The sequence below is a fragment of the Streptomyces sp. NBC_00539 genome (assembly GCF_036346105.1).
In the GTDB taxonomy this organism is placed as follows: domain Bacteria; phylum Actinomycetota; class Actinomycetes; order Streptomycetales; family Streptomycetaceae; genus Streptomyces.
Window position 1 is genome coordinate 381,933 of record NZ_CP107811.1, and the last position, 16,540, is coordinate 398,472.

Sequence of the window (16,540 nt, forward strand, 5' to 3'; positions counted from 1 at the left end):
GCGTCACCGCGGCCGGTGGTGTGCTCGGGCCTCGGCGGCGGCCTTCAGGTCGTTGAGCCAACCTTCGAGTCCCCGGCGCAGGATGGCGGTCGCGGTGGGGACGTCGGCGTCGACCTGGGGGCCGGTGTGGGTCTCCTCCGTGCTCACCCTGACACCTCCCCGGGTCTCGGTGAAGTTCCACACGTGGACGCCGTCGATGTGCAGTCCCTCGCCGATCGCCGGGCCCGTCCAGCGGATGCAGGAGTGGTGCCCGAGCTGTGCGACGGTCGAGGTGATCTCCAGACTTGTGGCCGGAGTCGGATTGGGGGGCACCGGAGTTGTCCACCGGAAGGCCGAATCCCGGCGGAGGGGGCCGTGGTCGAGGCGTTCCGCGGTCGTCACGGGAGCCTGCCAGGACGGCCAGCGCTCGATGTCGGTCTGCAGTTCCCAGACCGTGCGCAGCGGGGCGTCGATGAGGATCTCGGCCCGGTGCCGGACGCCGGCGGCCGGGTCGACACCGGCCCCGCGGCAGGTGAGGGACGGGGCGGGGTGGGGGCCGTGGGGGACGGCTGCGCCGGCGGGTACCGCGGTGGTGCCGAGGAGGCCGACGACGAGCGGGATGGTGAACAGGGCGGTGCGGATGCCGGTGCGGCGGATGCCGGTCATGGAACACTCCTTCGGCGTTCGCCGGGGCACGGACGTGCGGCGTGCGGCGCGGGGCAGAGGCTCAAGCGATGATGAGAAGGTATAACGCGACTTCGTGAGAGGCAATAGACTGCGTGATACCTTCTCACCAAACGAGCGCGCCACCACGCCGCGATCAGGACAACGGCCGCGCCCTTCAGGAGAGTTCGTGCCGCGTGCCGCCCGCGACGGCGTGCAGCTTGTCGGGGTTTGCCACGTTGTGGATGGCCGAGATGCGGCCCTCCGCGTCGAAGTCGAAGGTCAGCGTCGCGATCACGCGGTCCGGGCCGCGGAAGACCACCCCCGGGCCGCCGTTGATCCAGGTCAGCTCCGCCCGCATCTGACCGGGCTCGACGCCCTGGTAGGCCACCGTGCCGAGCGCGGCGAACCAACGGGCCACCGTCTCCAGGCCGACGACCGGCTTGAGTGCCTGGCGGACCTTGCCACCGCCGTCGGTCCACAGCGTCACGTCCGGGGAGAGCACCTCCATGAGGGTGTTGATGTCACCGCCCGTCGCCGCCGCGAAGAAACGCTCGCTGGCCGCGCGTTGGCTGGCGCGGTCCGCCGGGAAGCGGGGCCGACGGGCCTGCACGTGCTCGCGGGCGCGGTGCGCGGCCTGCCGGACCGCCGGCTCGGAGCGTTCCACCGCCTCCGCGATCTCCGCATAACTGAAGGCGAAAGCCTCCTTCAGGACGAACACCGCCCGCTCCAGCGGGCTCAGCGTCTCCAGGACGACCAGCAGGGCCATGGAGACGGAGTCCGCCGCGGCGACGCCGTCGGCGGTGTCCGGACCGGTGAGGATCGGCTCGGGCAGCCACGGTCCCACGTAGGTCTCGCGCTGGTGGCGGGTCGAACGCAGCCGCTCCATCGCCAGGTTGGAGATGATCCGGGTCAGGTAGGCCTTGGGGTCGGCGACCTGGGAGCGGTCGGCCGCCGACCACTTGAGCCAGGCGTCCTGGACGACGTCCTCGGCGTCGGCCGCCGTACCGAGGATGCGGTAGCCGACGGAGAAGAGCAGGGTGCGGTACTGCTGGAAGGCGAGCTCGTCGGGGCCGGTCTGCTGCGGCTGGGTCACTTGGCGCTCCTGATCCGGGTGTAGCGGCCGCCATGCGGCCAGAGGGCGCCCGAGGCGGGCATCTTCTTCATGCGGGCGAAGGTCGCCCACGGCGCGGCGGTGACCGTCTCCTTGTACTTCGCGGCCCGCTTGCCGGTCAGCACGATCCGGCGCGGGCTGTCGTCGGGGCGGGTGAACTGTACGACGGCGTCGTTCCTGCCCAGGCTGACAGGTGTGTGGTAGTAGCCGAAGCGGAAGGGCTTGGGCTCCTTGCCGGCCAGCACCCGCAGGATCGACAGGGCCGCGTGCACGCCGGTGGGCATGCCGCCCTGGCAGGTCCCGTGCATCACGCCGTAGCCCTGACGGATCGCCGCCGCGTCGCCCACGGCGTAGACGTCCGGGTGGGAGACCGAGCGCAGTGCGCTGTCGGTGACCACGCGGCCGCGCTCGTCCACGGTCAGGCCGGCGGCGCCGGCCAGCGGTGAGACGCGGGTGCCGCTGGTCCACAGCACCGCGGCCGCCGGGATGCCGGTGCCGTCCGCGAGCTCGACGCCGTCCGGCAGCACCTTGGCCACCTCGACGCCGCTGCGGACCCGCACGCCGAGCCGGGCGAGCGCCGCGTCCAGGTGGGCCTTGGCCTTCGGGTGCATGCTCGCGCCCGGCTCCCCCCGGCCCAGCAGTACCACCTGGAGCTCCGGGTGCTGCTCGGCGATCTCCGCGGCGGCCTCGACGCCGGTGAGGCCGCTGCCGCCGACGACGACGGTCCCCCCGTCGAGCCGGGTCAGCCTGTCGGCGAGGAGCGCGGCGTCCTCCGGGCTGTTGAGGGTGTAGGCGTGGTCGTCCACCCCGGGGACGGTGACGGTGTCCGCGACGCTGCCCAGCCCGTAGACCAGGGTGTCGTAGTGCAGGAGCCGGTCGTCGTCGATCCGGACGGTTTTGGCCGCCGTGTCCACGGCGGTGACCCAGCCGCGGACGAACTCGGCGCCGGTGCCGGCCAGCAACTCCGGGATGTTCATCTCGGCCGTCTCCTGGCCGGTGGCGGTCATGTGCAGTCGGAGCCGCTCGGTGAACGTGTCGTAGGGGTTGACCAGCGTCACTCGCAGGTTCCCGCGCTTCCTGGTGCGGGCCGCGAGCTGGATCGCGGCGGAGAGCCCGGCGTAACCGGCGCCCAGGACCAGGACCTCGTGCTGCTGCGCTGTCGTCGTGTCCATCGCTCTGCTGTCTCTTCTCGTGTCGGTGGTTCCCGCCGTGCGGACGACCACCAGACGCAAGCTGCCCTTCCGTTCGTGACATGGGGTCGGTGTGAGCTGGGCCACATCATGAAGAGGCGCGGCCGCGCGGCGGCGCGCCGCCGGAACCGGTGGACCTGGTGTGCGGGACCTTCCCGGTCCTCCCGGCCCGGGCCTGCCGGCTCAGTCCTGCCAGTAGAACAGCAGGGTGTCGACGTCGAGGGGCTCGCGTGCGCCGAAGTGGTACACGCACAGACCGGTGACCCGGATGCCGCCGGTCGTCCCGTCGATCCAGCGGAAACCGGCCTCCTCCAGGGCCTGTCGGGCGGGATGCCGGTCGTCGTGGCCCGTCACGAAACGTCCGAGGGTGCTGACGTGGATCTCCTCGTCGCCGCACGGGATCACGTGATAGGTGCCGTCGCCCTGCCGGTGGTGGTCGCCGGCGGAGACCGCCGGTCCAGGGGCGAGCCCGGCCGCAGTCATCGCGGCGGTCGCACGCGCGAGTTGAGCGGGCGGGTCCGGGTGGGCGGGCGGCTCGGTACACAGGGCTTCCAGGCGCCATCGGGGGTCGCTCTGCCGCTCGCACCAGGGTGCGTACTCGTGGACGATCGCCCGGCGCAGTTCCTCGTCCAGGCCGTCGACCTCGGTCCGCGGGCTGCCCAGCCGCTCGTCGATCCGACGGGTCTGCGCAGCGTCCTCGGTGAGCTGGTGGAGGGCGCACGCGGCCCGCACGGCGGCCTCGGGGGCGGGCGCCCCGTCCAGGAAGGAGCGCAGCCGGTCCGGGTCCGCGACGAGCGACTGGGCGAGATGCGCGACGCCGCGGTCCGGGTCGGCCAGGTACGGCGTCACGTCCCGCCCCGCGCGGTGCCACGTCCGGAGCGCGAAGCGGCGGTCCTCAGGCCGGTCCTCTCCGAGCTCGGCCAGGACTTCGTCGACGCCGTGACACTCCACCAGACCGTCGAGACCGGCCTCCCCGATCTCCCGCCACCGCTGCCAGGGCGAAGCCGCGAGCGTGGACAGGGCAGCGGCGGCGGTTCGGTCGCCGAGCAGACCACGCGCCTTCAGTACGGCCTCGGCGACGCCGTACGAACCGTCGCCCCGCTGTTCCTCGCCGCGCAGCCAGGGCAGGAGCTCGGTGCGGCCCGCGAGGAGGTCGAGGAGCGCGATGCGCACCTCGGCCGTCTCGTCCTCGTCCCGGATCCGGTCGATGAGGCCCGCGACCCGGGTCTCCGGGACCCGGCCGGCGAGCGCACCCGCGCACGTCCGGCGGCGCCACCAGACGTTGCCGGTGTCCAGGACGTAGCGGGCGAGGGCATCGGGGTCGTGGGCGTGCAGGGCGGCGCTGTCGGGCCGCCCCCGCTCCGGTATCAGCGTGTTGATCTTCCGCATCGGGCGATGCTACGTCCAGGGGCGGCCGAAGGGCCCCCCATTTCCTGCCGGGTTCCACCGGCTGCCGCAGCGCCCGGGGCAGAGGGAACCGACTTGGGGCCGACCCGCGCGCCCCGCCCTGACGACGCGCGACAACCAGGGGCCGCCTACTGGTCCGGGGGCCGCACCCAGGGGGCGAAGCGCTGACCGGGGGCGGCATCCTCGCGCCAGTAGCGCAGGACCGTTTCCCGGACGATGTCGAGTCGCTCCGCGGCGATCAGGCACGAGACCGGCTCCTGCCCACCGGCGTCCGCCTCGAAGGCGACCACGACGGGCGTCGTCCCTCCGAGCTGACGGGCGACCCGCAGGGGCTCGTCGGGCGTCGGGGCGCGGAAGGCGGGATCGTGGAACGCGGACGGGCAACTGACCATCACCGGGTCACCGAAGACCAGTTCCAAGCCGTGGTGGTGGGCCAGGTCGTGGCCGGCGGCGCGAGGACACTGCGGTGCCACGCTCACCGCATCCGCGAACCGGTCAGGGGCCTGTTAGGAGGGTGCAACTGCTCGTAGCGGACGCCGGCCGGCCCTCGTCCGCAGTGCGGCAGGCCATGCCGGTGCCGGAGCTGTCACCGTGCCGGTGCCGGAGCGGTGACGCGCCGCCCGGCTCGCGGGCCGGGGGCTGCTGCCGGGGTGTCAGTGGAACTCGCTGTCGCGCAGTTGCTCGGCGGCGTCCTGGTAGGCGTCGGCGGCGCGGGCGAAGTAGTCGAACAGCACGGCGAGTTGCTCGGGGGTGTAGCCGGAGAGGAGTTCACCGATCCGCTGCCGGGCGGGGGCCATCGCCTCGTCGAGCCCGGCGGGTTTGCCGACCGGTTCGACGATCACCTTGCGCCGGTCGTCGGGGGACGGCGCGCGGCGCACGTACCCGGCGGACTCCAGCCGGTCGATCAGCCGGGTGGTGGGGCCGGTGGTCAGACCAGTGCGCGTCCCGAGCTCGCCGGGGGTCATGGGACCCGTGAGCCCCAGGATGTTCAGCGCGTACAGGTCGGTGGCGCCGAGCTCGCACGCCTTGGCGCTGGCGTGGCCGTGCAGCATGACGGCGCTCAGGTACCGGCGGTAGGTCTCACTCGCCCCGGGCGGCATGGCGTGCGTTGACACGGGCGTCCCCACTCCCTAATCTCTTCCTCAGGGAAGAGAAATCTCCTGAGAAGAAGATGCTTAACTGAATCATCTTCTTCTGGGAAGCTACCACGGAGGGGAGAGCGTGCGCACCAACACCTCCATACCGGACGCGCCCACACCTCCGACGTCGGCACCCGCTACTCGCACTCACCCTTCGGAGGAAACCGGCATGACGATCCAGCAGCCCGCCCGCCCCGAGGAGACCCACGCGGTCCACGCCCTGCTGCGCCGCAGCGCCGCAGCCTGGGCAGCCGGTGATGGAGCCGCGTACGGGGACTGCTTCACCGAGGACGCCACCGACGTCACCTACGTGGGCACCCTGTACCGCGGCGGCGCCGAGATCGGCCGCGCGCACCAGGCGCTGTTCGACAGCTTCCTCAAGGGCACCCGGCTCGACCTCGACGTCGTCGACCTGCGGTTCCACGGCCCGCACACCGCCGTGGCGGTGACGCGCGGCGCGGTGCGCAAGCAGGCGGCGAAGCCGGGCCGGCTCGGCAAGGTCGCCACGTACGTCATCGTCCGCGGGGCGGCCGGGCGGTGGCGGGTCGCGGCCGTGCAGAAGACCGCCCGCCGACCACTGATGGAGGCCTTCTCCTTCCGCGCCCAGCCCGCGACCCGTCCCGCTGCGGGCTGACCCCGTGCCGGACACCACCGCCGCCCACCCGCACCCCGACCCGCACCCGCCCGTCAGTGCCCGGCCGACGGCGCTGGTCACCGGGGCGAGCGCCGGCATAGGACGGGCGTTCGCCCACCGGCTGGCCGCGGACGGCTACCGCGTGATCGCCGTCGCCCGCGACGCCGACCGGCTGCGCGCGCTCACGACACGACTCGGCCCCGGGCACGAGTGGCTCGCCGCCGACCTCGCCGCCGACGACGGACTGCGCCGCACCGCCGAACTGATCGCCGACAGCCGCCCCCGCCTGCTGGTCAACAACGCCGGGACGGCAACGGCCGGCCCGTTCGCCGCCACGCCGCTGGAGCGGGCGGAGGAGATGCTGCGCCTGAACTGCCGTGCCGTGACCGTCCTGACGCACGCCTTCCTGGCCCGGGCCCGTCCCGGGGACGCGCTGCTGAACGTGTCCTCCACCCTCGGCCGGACGCCGAAGCAGGACCTCGCCGTCTACAGCGCCACCAAGGCGTTCACCACCAGCCTCACCGAGGCGCTCTGGGCGGCACACCGCCACAGCGGGGTCCGCGTGCTGGCGCTCTGCCCCGGGATGACGGTGACCGAGTCCCAGCGGCACGAAGACGTGCCCACCGCGTTCGTCCGGACACCCGACCAGGTCGTCGCGGCCGCACTGCACGCCTTGCGGGCGGGCACCGGACCAACGGTCGTCCCGGGCGCGGCCAACCGCCTCTTCGCCCTGGCCGCCCGGCTCCTGCCCCGCCGCCTGGCGCTCGCCCTGCTCGCCCGGGAGAAGACCGGCCGGCGGACACGCCGGTGACGTCCGACGGGCGCCGCACCGGATGGGCCCGGCTCGCCGCGGCCCGGCGCCCGGTTCTCCGGCGCAGCGCCTTCACCGAACCAGCCGGCGCTGCGCCGGCTGGTTCGGTGTAAGCGGTGGCATCACCGGTCGGCAGCGCGCGAGAACAGTTGCCCGTACCCGTCGATGGCGGCGGCTGAGGTTCCGGCTGCGCGGAGCGCGGCCCACAGCAGTACCTGGTTGGCCGTCAGCACAGGGCGCCCCAGCGTCCGTTCCAGGCTCTCCACCGCTCCGACGGCGCGGAATCCGTTGCCGCCGATGACCACGGCCTCGGCTTCGGCCGGTACGTGGGCCACGACCCAGTCGTGCAGGTCGGCGGGCCGGATCAGTTGCTGCCCGCTGGGGAGCGAGCAGGGAGCGGCGTACGCCACACCGAAGCCCGCGGCTTCGTAGTAGGCCCGGCCGAGACGGTTCAGTTCTCCGCTGAACCACGGCGGGTCGACCAGGGCGATGCGGTCCGCCCCCACGGCCCGCAGCGCCAGGGTCGTCGCGGAGCAGGTACCGACGACCGGCAGGCCGTGCGCCCGAGCGGACAGCCGGTCCAGCATCGCCGCGTCGGCTGCGGCCCCGATCACGTACGCCGAGCTGGTGAAGGCGAACGCGAGCACGTCGACGGGCGCTGCCGCCAGCAGCTCCGCCGCGGCGTCGACATGCGGAGGTTCGGCGAAGGCCCGTACGGGAGCGAGCGCGATCGTGGGATCCATGGCGCCGCCTGATCGCATCGCGCCGAAGGGGACCCTGGCCGCGTGGATGCCGATGTCGCCGGGTGTCATGGCCCGCAGTTCCGACTCCGGCCCTACATCGGCATGCGGGGTCAGCACTCCGATCCGCACCCGCGTGTCCCAGCCGTCGGGTCGGTACACCCTGTTCGCCCTCCGCATCCGCAGCAGCACGCGTCCTGAGGCCCCATCATGTCCCCGCCACCCGCCGGCAACGCGGAATCGCCACGCCGACGGGCCCACCGGCCGCCCGGCCGCAAGGGCACCCGCCTCGCCGGGCCACCGCGTCACCACCCGGCCCGCACGGCCGGCCTTGTCGACCAACGGCGTCCGTGCCCGAGGAGCTCACGGCTCGGCGTCGGCGGGTCGTACCGTCCGGGTGCGCAGCCACGAGAGCAGGAGGGAGATCCGTACGTCATCCTCGGGCGGCCGGCGGCCGAGGAGGTACGCACGGGGCCGACCGGACCGCCCCCAGGGCCGTCGGCGCTCACGAAGGCGCAGTGACTTTGCACATGCGTAGAGCAATGACGCCGACGAGCGGACACGCACGCGGCCTCCCCCCATGATCGGCTCCTGCCTGGCTGCGCGAGGTCGATCAGGAGCACGATGGGAGGGAGGCCCTCGTCTGCAGGTTTGCCCGGAGGTGGCGTGATGAACCGCGCGGAGGTTGTGGTACGGCGCGTCGATCAGTTCCAACAGCGCCACGCCGTGCTGGGGCTGCCGTTCGCGGTCATGCAGAAGTTCGGCAATGACCAGGCCGGCGGCAAGGCCACGCTCATCGCCTGGTACGGGATGTTCGCGATCTTTCCTCTGCTGCTGCTGTTCTCGACGATCCTCGGCTTCGTGCTCGGTGGGCACCCTGCTCTCGAGCATCGGCTGGTGACCTCGGCGCTGGCCAACTTTCCCGTCCTCGGCAGCCAGTTGCGCAGCTCCGCACACCCCCTGCGCGGCAGCGGCCTGGCGCTGGTACTGGGTCTGCTCGGCGCGGTGTACGGCACCCAGGGGCTCGGTCAGGCGTCCCTGAACGCGATGAACACCATGTGGAACGTTCCGTTCAAGCTTTGGCCGGGGTACGTCGGCCGGCAGCTGCGGGGCTTCACGGTCCTGGTGCTGCTGGGACTGGCGATCTTGATGTCCACCACACTGGCCGGCCTCGGTTCCGGGCTCGGAGCGCTCGCCGGGCCGTGGACGTGGGCGGTGGCGGCACTGGTCAACTTCGGGGTCTTCCTCGTCGCCTTCACCGTTCTGACCGCGGCCACGGTGCGCGTACGCGACGTCCTGGTGGGCGCGGCGCTCGCCACCGCCTTCTGGCAGGTGCTACAGGCAGCGGGCACGTTCTACGTCCGCCATGCCATATCCCACGCCAGCGACATCTACGGTTTCTTCGCGATCGTGATCGGGTTGCTGTCCTGGCTGTACATCGGTGCCCGGCTGACGCTGCTCGCAGCGGAGATCAACGTGGTCCTGCGCTACCGCTTGTGGCCGCGCTCGATGACCCAGCCCCCCTTCACCGCGCAGGACAAAGCCGCGTTCGTCCTGTTGGCGAAGATGGAGGAACGCCGACCGGAGCAGACGGTGGCGGTGAGGTTCAGCGCCGAGGCGGACCGGCAGCCGCTGACCGATCCGCCACCGTCGGACGCGGCGTCCGCTCCCAACCCGGTATCCGGCTCCGGCGAGACCGACGGGCCGCAGGAAGACCGGTCCGCCCTCGACCCGACGCTGGCCCGCGAACGGCTGCGGTCCACGATGCGACACCTGGCCGCCGAAGCCTGCATGCTGGTCACGGCTCCCGAGGTGGCGCGTGAGCACGGGCTGGCGGGCCGGATCGCCGACCTGCAGCGGGCCGCGCGAGCAGCCCACCGCGCCGGTGTCCCCGCTGAGCTGATCACTGCGGAGACCGGATTGGACGCCGCGTGCGTGCGGCAGTGGACCACCGCCGACCCACGGGACGAGGCCGCCCGCACGGTACCGGAGAGCGGCGGGCCGAGTCGTCCGTGACGGGGCGCTCCGTGCTACGGCGGTCCGCCGGCGACGTGATCCGGAAGAAGCGGCAGACCCGACGCAGGAGGGGCTGTGACGCCCCCGGTGCGGCACCGAGGTGCGACACGCCACGCCTGGGGGACGTGCGTGTCCGCCGACCGGACCCGGCCGCGCGCGGCGCGTGTCCGGCACGCACGCACGGCTGCTAAGCACGCGGTACCGCAAGGCCCGCACCACCCGCCGGCCGACACCGCTCCACACCGGGAGACACCCGTGCCCACCCGCGTTCGCCGCTTCCGCACCGGCCTGTCCGCCGCCGCCCTCACCGCCGCCGCGCTCGGCGCGCTCCTCCCGCCCGCGCAGGCGGCGAGCGCGGGTCCGGGCGCCGCAGGAGGACGCCCGGACCACGACGAGCGCCTCCAGCAGCGACTCGAACGGCTCGTCGCCCAGGACGACGGCCCGCCCGGGGCGATCGCCGTACTCACCAGGAGCGGCCGGACGCAGGTGTACACCGCCGGTGTCGGGGACGTCGCCACGGGACGGCGGCCGGACCTCGACGACCACATGCGCATCGCCAGCATCGCGAAGGCGCTCAGCGGGGCCGTGGCCCTCCGGCTCGTCGACGAGAACGTCCTCTCCCTCGACGACACCATCGGGGAGCGGCTGCCCGCTCTGCCCGCCGACTGGCACGCGGTGACCCTGCGCCAGCTCCTCCAGCACACCAGCGGCCTGCCCGACTACACGACCGACCCCGAGTTCCTGAGCATCCTCCAGGCCGACCCCCGCCACCTGTTCGACCCGCGCACCCTCCTCGACTTCGTCGCGGACGAGCCGCTGCAGTTCCGACCGGGCACCCTGTACGAGTACTCCAACTCCGACAACATCGCCGTGGCGCTCATGGCCGAGGCGGCCACCGGCCGTCGCTACGAGGACCTGCTCAAGGACCTCGTGTACCGCCCCCTCGGCCTGCGGCAGACCAGCCTGCCCCTGGGCTACCGGCTCCCCCGGCCGTACCTGCACGGCTACGACGTCACCCCGGGCGCCGCACCCGAGGACGTCAGCGAGGCCCTCAGCGCCTCCGGGGTATGGGCCTCCGGCGGCATCGTCTCCACCCCGAGGGAACTGGGCGTCTTCATCCGCGCGTACGGGGGCCCCGCCCTGCTGTCGGAGAAGACCCGCAAGGAGCAGCTCACCTTCCGCCCGGGCGACTCCTCGGAACCGGCGGGTCCCGGCACCAACGCCGCAGGGCTCGCGATCTACCAGTACACCACCCGCTGCGGCGTCCTCTACGGTCACACCGGCAACTTCCCCGGCTACACCCAGCTCGCGGCCACCACCCCGGACGGCACCCGCTCCCTCACGTTCTCCATCAACACCCAGACCAGCAAGAGCAACAAGCCCGCACTGCTCGCCCGACTCCGCACGGTCCAGGAGGACTTCGCCTGCGCACTCCTCAAGGACCACTGAACCGGCCCGGCCCCGATCCGAACGGCCCGCCCCGGCAGTGCCGTGGATCACCGCGGCGACGGGAACGGCCGACGGCCGTCGTTCTCCCCCGCCGCTGCCCCGGAACGTCCAGTGGCCGCTGAAACGGCTCGCTCGGACGGCCCTTGCCCTTCCGCTGCCCGCGCCCCTCCCCCCGAAGCGCACCGATGGCCGGCGCTCACCCGACTGGCTTCACATTGCTTAATGACATAAACTATCCATATCATTAAGCATTGACGCCCGCCGGGGCAGCACCACCAGAGGAAGGCGCACATGAACCCCGCCCAGCACGCAGCGGCCGTCGCGGCCGAGACCGCCGAGTTCGTCGCCACGGTCACCGCGGCCGACCTCTCCACCCCTGTGCCGACCTGCCCCGGCTGGACCGTCGGGGACCTCACGCAACACGTCGGCAGCGTGCACCGCTGGTTCACCGAGCTGCTCCGCCGCCGCGTCCAGCAGCCGCCGACCAGCCGCGAAGTGGACCTCCGCCTGCCGGAGCAACCGGACGGCCTCCCCGGCTGGCTGGCCGCGAGTGCGCGCGAGGCCGCCGAGGTGTTCGCCGCCACCGACCTTGACGCACCGATGTGGGCCTGGGGAGTCGACCAGCACGCCCGGTTCTGGGTGCGGCGCATGCTGTTCGAGACCCTGGTCCACCGAGCCGACGCCCAGCTCGCACTCGGACTCTCCCCGCACATCGACCGTGCGCTGGCGGTCGACGGCATCGACGAGTTCCTCACCAACCTGCCGTTCGCGTCTCCTTTCGCGCCGCTGACCGCCCAACTCCGCGCCCCTCACCGGGCGGTTCGCTTCACCTGCACGGACGGCGACGGCGACTGGCTGGTCGGCCTGCGCCCCGACGGCTTCGCCCTGGTGGCCGAAGGCGACGGGCCCGGCACTGCGGACGCCGCGGTCCAGGGAACGGCCGCCGACCTGCTGCTGCTCCTCTACGGCCGCCTGGACCGCCAGGACGACGCCTTCCACCTGCTCGGCGACCCGGACCTGCTCGCCCACTGGTTCACCCACTCCGCCTTCTAGGCCCGGACCACCTGAAGAGCACCATCGGCAGGCACGTGTCGGCGCGCCCGGACCGCGAGGGACGGATGACGTGCGGACGGTACGGCGTCCCGGGGATGGTCCGGCTCGTCCCTGAGGTGGGCCTGCGGGCTTCCTTAAGGGAGTCTGAAGAACGCCTCCACGGCGCGGTCTGCGCTGGTCACGGGCCTAGGCTCGGGTGAACTCCCCTGCTTTCCCAGCCTTGTGAGGTGTGACCGGCATGAGCCGTAGCCGAACTCCCGTCGTCCCGTCCCGCGTCGAGTCACGGCGGAGGAAGACCGTGCGTACGCGCATCGTGCTGTCGGTCACCGCCGCGGCCGCTGCGGTGGCGGTCGGGGTCGCGGTGGCCGACTCCGACGGTGCTGGCCACCCGGACGCGCGGGCCGACGGAGCCGCGGGCGCGGTGTCGAAGACGGCGGGAGCGGGCACCGGCGCCCCCGCGGCCACGCAGACTCCTGCCCCGGCCTCCCCCAGCCCCTCGACCTCGGCCACGGGATCCCCCACTCCCGCGACGCCGTCGGCCGCGCAGAGCAGCGCCCCCGCCGAGTCGCAGACCCCCGAGCCCGAGAAGGCCACGCCCACACCCAAGCCCAAGCCTGCCCGGACCACGGGCAGCGGGTCCGGCGGAACTGGTGGATCGGGCGGATCGGGCGGATCGGGCGGGTCCGGGGGCTCCGGCACCGCCGACAAGGGCACCGAATCCGCGGTCCTGGCCCTCGTCAACAAGGAGCGGGCCGCCGCCGGATGCGGCCCGCTCGCCACGGACTCCGCCCTGACCGCCGCCGCGCGGGCGTACAGCGACACGATGGCCCGCAGCGGCGTCATGTCCCACACCGGTCCCGACGGGTCGACCATGACCAGCCGGGTGGAGGCCGCCGGGTACGGCTGGTCCCGGCTCGGCGAGAACATAGCCCGCGGCCAAGCCGACGCCGACGCGGTCATGAACGCCTGGATGAACAGCCCCGGGCACCGGGCCAACATCCTCAACTGCGCCTTCACCGAGATCGGTATAGGCGTCCACAAGGGCGACGGCGGTCCGTGGTGGACGCAGGACTTCGGCACCCCGAGGTAGGCGGCCCTCGGCCCCCCGATCCCGGTACGGCCCTGTCCTGCGGCCCGTCCGCGGGTCGGGGACGTCGGCGTTCACCGGCCTCGATGACGGCGCGGCCCGCGCGTCGTTCACTATGGGGCCGTGCCCCGGATTCCGCGTTACCTGCTCATATGGCTGTCGTGCACGGCCGCCAGCGTGGCCGCCGTGCTCGGCACGGTCCGGTTCGTGGTCGGCACGACCCGCCACACACCCCCGGTGGCCCGGTCCGCCCCGGTGGTCATCGAGACGCCGCCCGCGTGGCAGGCCGGCACGAGCCCCGCACCGAGCGAGCCGTCGCCGTCCCCGTCCGCCGTGGCCCCGCCCACGGTGTCGGCGCAGCCGTCCTCCCCGGCGGCTCCTACCCCGGCCAAGAGCTCCTCGGCGTTGCCCCGGACCGCGGCATCCAAGACCTCCGTGGACTGCGAGGACGGCGGAGCGGGCCTGCACACCGTCCCCTCGCAGGGCGGCAAGGCCACGGTCCGGTACGGCAGTCGGGGCGTGTGCCTGATCTCCGCGATCCCGAGCCGCGGTTTCCGTGCCACCACCTCGCAGACATCGGACGACACCCTCACGGTCACGTTCACCAGCGACGACCACCGCTCGGTCATCACCGCGACCATCGAGCCTGCGGCGAAGGCCGGCGTCCGCGAAACGTCGTTCTGAGACCCATAGGTCGCGATGACCGAGGTGCCGAGGGCGCGAACCCCGAGATCTCCACGGGTCGAGGTCTCGAAGTCCGCAAGAGCCGCCCGACGTCGGCCGGTTCGTGCCGCTCTCTCACCCATCAGCCCCTTCCGCCGGGTTCACCGCCCTCTGTCCCCCCGTGGACCGGGTTCCGGCGAAGCGGAAGGTGAGCTGTTCCTTAGGGCAACCTCAAGATCACGCCGAGGCCGTTCCCTCGGCCCCGCGCCGCCCTATGCTCGCGTCACCGAGCGGCCACGGCGCCGGGGTGCGACATCCCCGGCGAACCGCCCCGCCGCCGGTTCCCACCGTGCCGGGCGACGTCTTCGCCGCTCCACAGACCGAACCATGCCTTGGGGTGTCTTCGCCATGAGTTCTCGCATGCTCCGACCCGTCCGCACCGAACGCCGTACGGCAGCGTCCCGCTCCGCCGCGCCCGCCGGAACGCGGCTGCCGCTGGTCGCCGCGGCGGTGGTCGCGGCCGGGCTGACCGCCGCCTGCGGACCCGCCACGCCGCCCGTCGGAGCCGGCGCCCCGTCCACCGCCGCATCGTCCGTGCAGTCCCCGCCCTCCGCGACGGCCTCCGCCACCGCGTCCCCCGAGGCGTCGCCGACCGCGTCGGCGTCCCCCTCGGCCTCCGCCACCGTCCGGGCCGCTTCACCGACGGCCAGGGCCGGGTCCGCCGCCGCCGCCGGCGGCGCGGCGTCCGCCAAGCCGTCCCGCGACGCCACTGCGGCCGCCCCGGCGGCTCCGGCCGCCCCCGTACCCGGTCCGGGCTACGACAGTTCGGCCGACGCGCAGAAGCAGATCGACGCGGCGCTGCGCGCGGCCAAGGCCGACGGCCGGACGGTGCTGCTCGACTTCGGCGCGAACTGGTGCGGCAACTGCAAGGCCGCCGACAAGGTGTTCGGCCAGTCGCAGACCGCCGCGATCCTCGGGGCCTCGTACCACCTGGTCAAGGTCGACATCGGCGGCAACAGCTCGGCCAACTCCGCGCTGCTGCGCAAGTACAGCCCCTCGGGCGGCACGTACACCATGCCCGTGCTGGTCGTCGTCTCCCCCTCCGGCACGGTGCGCACCGACACCCACGTCACGGGCAATCCGTCCCTCACCTCCGACGGCATCAACTCCTTCCTGCGCAAGTGGGCGCCGTGAGACCACCGGCGCCGGGGCGGCCTGCCGCTACGTGGGCGTACGCCGTCGCCCTGGCCGGCGCCGGGGCGGTGGCCGTGGCCGGCTGCCTCATCGCCGCCGGTGGGGGCCCCGCGTGAGGATCCCGGCACCGGTTCTGCGCAAGGCGGCACCGCCGTCGTCCGGACCGCGGCCGGGGCCGGGGCCGAGGCCCTGGACCCCGGCATCCGCCCCGACGCACCCGAGCTGGCCGGTGACGACCTGGACGGGCAGCCGGTGAGCCTGGCCGGGCTGCGGGGTCAGGTCGTCGTGCTCAACGTCTGGGGCTCCTGGTGCGGTCCCTGCCGCGCGGAGGCCGACGAGCTGGCGCGGCTCGGCGTCGAGACCCGTTCCGCGGGAGTGCGGTTCCTCGGCATCGACGTCCGGGACCGGGACAGGGCGGCCGCCCGGTCCTTCGTCCGTGAACACGCGCTGGACTTCCCGAGCATCCACGACCCCGACGGGCAGTTGCTGCTGCGCTTCCCTCCGGCGCTGCTCGACCCGCAGTCCGTTCCCTCGACGCTCGTGATCGACCGGCGCGGACGTGTCGCCGTCGCCATCGGGGGCGCCGTCACCGATGACCAGCTGCGGCCGCTGCTCGCGCGCCTGGCCCGGGAGGCGGCATGACGACGGCCGCGCAGTGGGCGAGCGCCGCCGTACTGGCGCGGGCCCGCGGCGGGCACCGGGGCCGGACGGCGGCCGGCGCGCTGCTGCGGGCCGGTGGTGGGCTGCTCGTACTCGCCGGTGTGCTCCTGGCCGCCGGTGTGTGGCGGGACCTGGGGTACCGGCTGCAGTCGCATGCGCCGAACCCTTCCGCGGACCCGAGGCGCGCCCGGACGGTTCGAACCGTCGCGGCGCTCGTGTGCCTGGCCGCCCTCGCGGCATGCGGACCCCAGCCCGCGGGAACCTCCGGTGCCCCCGCCCCCACGGCGCGGTTCACCGAGAACGGGGTCACCGTCACCCTCACGGTGTCCGAGTGGCACGCCTCGTCGGGCACCCTCACCGCGGTGTTCGCCCCCGAAGGCAAGGGCTTCCACCTCTACAGCACCGACCTGCCGCCCACCGGCGTGGAGGGGGTGGGCAGACCGACCTCGGTGGCCGTCTCCGGGGCCCTGGTGGCGACGGGCAGGCTGACGGCCGCCGCGCAGGTACGGTCGATCGCCGTGGCCGGGGTCGACGCCGCGGTGCCGGTCTACCCGGACGGCCCCGTCACGACCGCGCTGCCCGTGCGCGCCGCTGGAGACGGCTCCGCGACGGTACTGCTCGGCTACGCCAGCTGCAGCACGCAGGAGGGCTGCACCATCCCCGTCTCCGACCGTCCCGTACGCCTGCACGTCACCGGCGACGGTGCGGTCTTCGACGCCTCCTAGCCTGCGGGCGTGACGG

Annotated in this window: 17 protein-coding genes; 10 read left to right on the forward strand and 7 right to left on the reverse strand. The window is 73.4% G+C overall.

Annotated elements, in window-relative coordinates:
- Nucleotides 1-3: 3 nt before the first annotated feature.
- The 6 genes from OG861_RS01865 to OG861_RS01890 all read right to left on the reverse strand — a co-directional run bounded on the left by OG861_RS01865 (nt 4) and on the right by OG861_RS01890 (nt 5,468).
- The gene (locus OG861_RS01865) at nt 4-645 is read right to left on the reverse strand and encodes an SRPBCC family protein (RefSeq protein ID WP_329201206.1); all 642 of its coding nucleotides are present in this window, start codon (nt 643-645) and stop codon (nt 4-6) included.
- Between the two features lie 175 nt (nt 646-820).
- Entirely contained in the window at nt 821-1,738 is a 918-nt protein-coding gene (locus OG861_RS01870; RefSeq protein ID WP_329201204.1) for an RNA polymerase sigma-70 factor, read from the reverse strand.
- On the reverse strand, nt 1,735-2,928 hold the full coding sequence (locus tag OG861_RS01875; protein ID WP_330261069.1) for an NAD(P)/FAD-dependent oxidoreductase: 1,194 nt from the start codon (nt 2,926-2,928) through the stop codon (nt 1,735-1,737). Before OG861_RS01875 ends, OG861_RS01870 begins: the two co-directional genes overlap by 4 nt.
- Before the next feature lie 201 nt (nt 2,929-3,129).
- Nucleotides 3,130-4,335, reverse strand: a complete 1,206-nt coding sequence (locus tag OG861_RS01880) for a hypothetical protein (protein WP_330261070.1) — start codon at nt 4,333-4,335, stop codon at nt 3,130-3,132.
- A gap of 146 nt (nt 4,336-4,481) precedes the next feature.
- Nucleotides 4,482-4,826, reverse strand: a complete 345-nt coding sequence (locus OG861_RS01885; RefSeq protein ID WP_329201198.1) for a hypothetical protein — start codon at nt 4,824-4,826, stop codon at nt 4,482-4,484.
- Nucleotides 4,827-5,006: 180 nt separating this feature from the next.
- A complete protein-coding gene (locus OG861_RS01890) occupies nt 5,007-5,468 on the reverse strand; it encodes a MarR family winged helix-turn-helix transcriptional regulator (protein WP_443056717.1) in 462 nt (153 codons plus the stop codon).
- 193 nt (nt 5,469-5,661) lie between these two features.
- On the opposite strand from OG861_RS01890, the gene OG861_RS01895 reads away from it, so the two are divergent.
- Together OG861_RS01895 and OG861_RS01900 are read left to right on the forward strand one after the other, a co-directional pair.
- A complete protein-coding gene (locus OG861_RS01895) occupies nt 5,662-6,126 on the forward strand; it encodes an SgcJ/EcaC family oxidoreductase (RefSeq protein WP_329201196.1) in 465 nt (154 codons plus the stop codon).
- A 4-nt stretch (nt 6,127-6,130) separates the two neighbouring features.
- Nucleotides 6,131-6,937 carry an SDR family NAD(P)-dependent oxidoreductase gene (locus OG861_RS01900; RefSeq protein WP_329201194.1) on the forward strand — a complete coding sequence of 269 codons (807 nt, stop codon included), beginning with the start codon at nt 6,131-6,133 and terminating at the stop codon, nt 6,935-6,937.
- 122 nt (nt 6,938-7,059) lie between these two features.
- Here the strand turns inward: OG861_RS01900 and OG861_RS01905 are convergent, their stop codons facing one another.
- Nucleotides 7,060-7,839, reverse strand: coding sequence for a maleate cis-trans isomerase family protein (locus OG861_RS01905; RefSeq protein ID WP_329201191.1), 780 nt, complete (start codon nt 7,837-7,839; stop codon nt 7,060-7,062).
- Nucleotides 7,840-8,346: 507 nt separating this feature from the next.
- Between OG861_RS01905 and OG861_RS01910 the strand changes: the two genes are divergently transcribed.
- The 8 genes from OG861_RS01910 to OG861_RS01945 all read left to right on the forward strand — a co-directional run bounded on the left by OG861_RS01910 (nt 8,347) and on the right by OG861_RS01945 (nt 16,524).
- Nucleotides 8,347-9,693, forward strand: a complete 1,347-nt coding sequence (locus OG861_RS01910; RefSeq protein ID WP_330261071.1) for a YihY/virulence factor BrkB family protein — start codon at nt 8,347-8,349, stop codon at nt 9,691-9,693.
- 255 nt (nt 9,694-9,948) lie between these two features.
- On the forward strand, nt 9,949-11,142 hold the full coding sequence (locus tag OG861_RS01915; RefSeq protein ID WP_329201187.1) for a serine hydrolase domain-containing protein: 1,194 nt from the start codon (nt 9,949-9,951) through the stop codon (nt 11,140-11,142).
- Nucleotides 11,143-11,433: 291 nt separating this feature from the next.
- Nucleotides 11,434-12,195: a maleylpyruvate isomerase family mycothiol-dependent enzyme gene (locus OG861_RS01920; RefSeq protein ID WP_329201185.1), complete on the forward strand. Its 762-nt coding sequence runs from the start codon at nt 11,434-11,436 to the stop codon at nt 12,193-12,195.
- Nucleotides 12,196-12,493: 298 nt separating this feature from the next.
- Nucleotides 12,494-13,285, forward strand: coding sequence for a CAP domain-containing protein (locus OG861_RS01925; RefSeq protein WP_329201183.1), 792 nt, complete (start codon nt 12,494-12,496; stop codon nt 13,283-13,285).
- A 120-nt stretch (nt 13,286-13,405) separates the two neighbouring features.
- On the forward strand, nt 13,406-13,966 hold the full coding sequence (locus OG861_RS01930; protein ID WP_329201181.1) for a hypothetical protein: 561 nt from the start codon (nt 13,406-13,408) through the stop codon (nt 13,964-13,966).
- 399 nt (nt 13,967-14,365) lie between these two features.
- Nucleotides 14,366-15,139, forward strand: a complete 774-nt coding sequence (locus tag OG861_RS01935; protein WP_329201180.1) for a thioredoxin family protein — start codon at nt 14,366-14,368, stop codon at nt 15,137-15,139.
- Nucleotides 15,140-15,238: 99 nt separating this feature from the next.
- Nucleotides 15,239-15,781, forward strand: coding sequence for a TlpA family protein disulfide reductase (locus OG861_RS01940; RefSeq protein ID WP_329201177.1), 543 nt, complete (start codon nt 15,239-15,241; stop codon nt 15,779-15,781).
- Nucleotides 15,778-16,524: a hypothetical protein gene (locus tag OG861_RS01945; protein WP_329201175.1), complete on the forward strand. Its 747-nt coding sequence runs from the start codon at nt 15,778-15,780 to the stop codon at nt 16,522-16,524. Before OG861_RS01940 ends, OG861_RS01945 begins: the two co-directional genes overlap by 4 nt.
- Nucleotides 16,525-16,540 lie beyond the last annotated feature (16 nt).

What these genes read in the sequence shown, in the direction of transcription:
- OG861_RS01895 (WP_329201196.1), top strand. Translation starts at nt 5,662, where the DNA reads ATGACGATCCAGCAGCCCGCCCGCCCCGAGGAGACCCACGCGGTCCAC.
- OG861_RS01920 (WP_329201185.1), top strand. Translation starts at nt 11,434, where the DNA reads ATGAACCCCGCCCAGCACGCAGCGGCCGTCGCGGCCGAGACCGCCGAG.
- OG861_RS01865 (WP_329201206.1), bottom strand. Translation starts at nt 645, where the DNA reads ATGACCGGCATCCGCCGCACCGGCATCCGCACCGCCCTGTTCACCATC.
- OG861_RS01945 (WP_329201175.1), top strand. Translation starts at nt 15,778, where the DNA reads ATGACGACGGCCGCGCAGTGGGCGAGCGCCGCCGTACTGGCGCGGGCC.
- OG861_RS01935 (WP_329201180.1), top strand. Translation starts at nt 14,366, where the DNA reads ATGCTCCGACCCGTCCGCACCGAACGCCGTACGGCAGCGTCCCGCTCC.
- OG861_RS01875 (WP_330261069.1), bottom strand. Translation starts at nt 2,928, where the DNA reads ATGGACACGACGACAGCGCAGCAGCACGAGGTCCTGGTCCTGGGCGCC.
- OG861_RS01880 (WP_330261070.1), bottom strand. Translation starts at nt 4,335, where the DNA reads ATGCGGAAGATCAACACGCTGATACCGGAGCGGGGGCGGCCCGACAGC.
- OG861_RS01910 (WP_330261071.1), top strand. Translation starts at nt 8,347, where the DNA reads ATGAACCGCGCGGAGGTTGTGGTACGGCGCGTCGATCAGTTCCAACAG.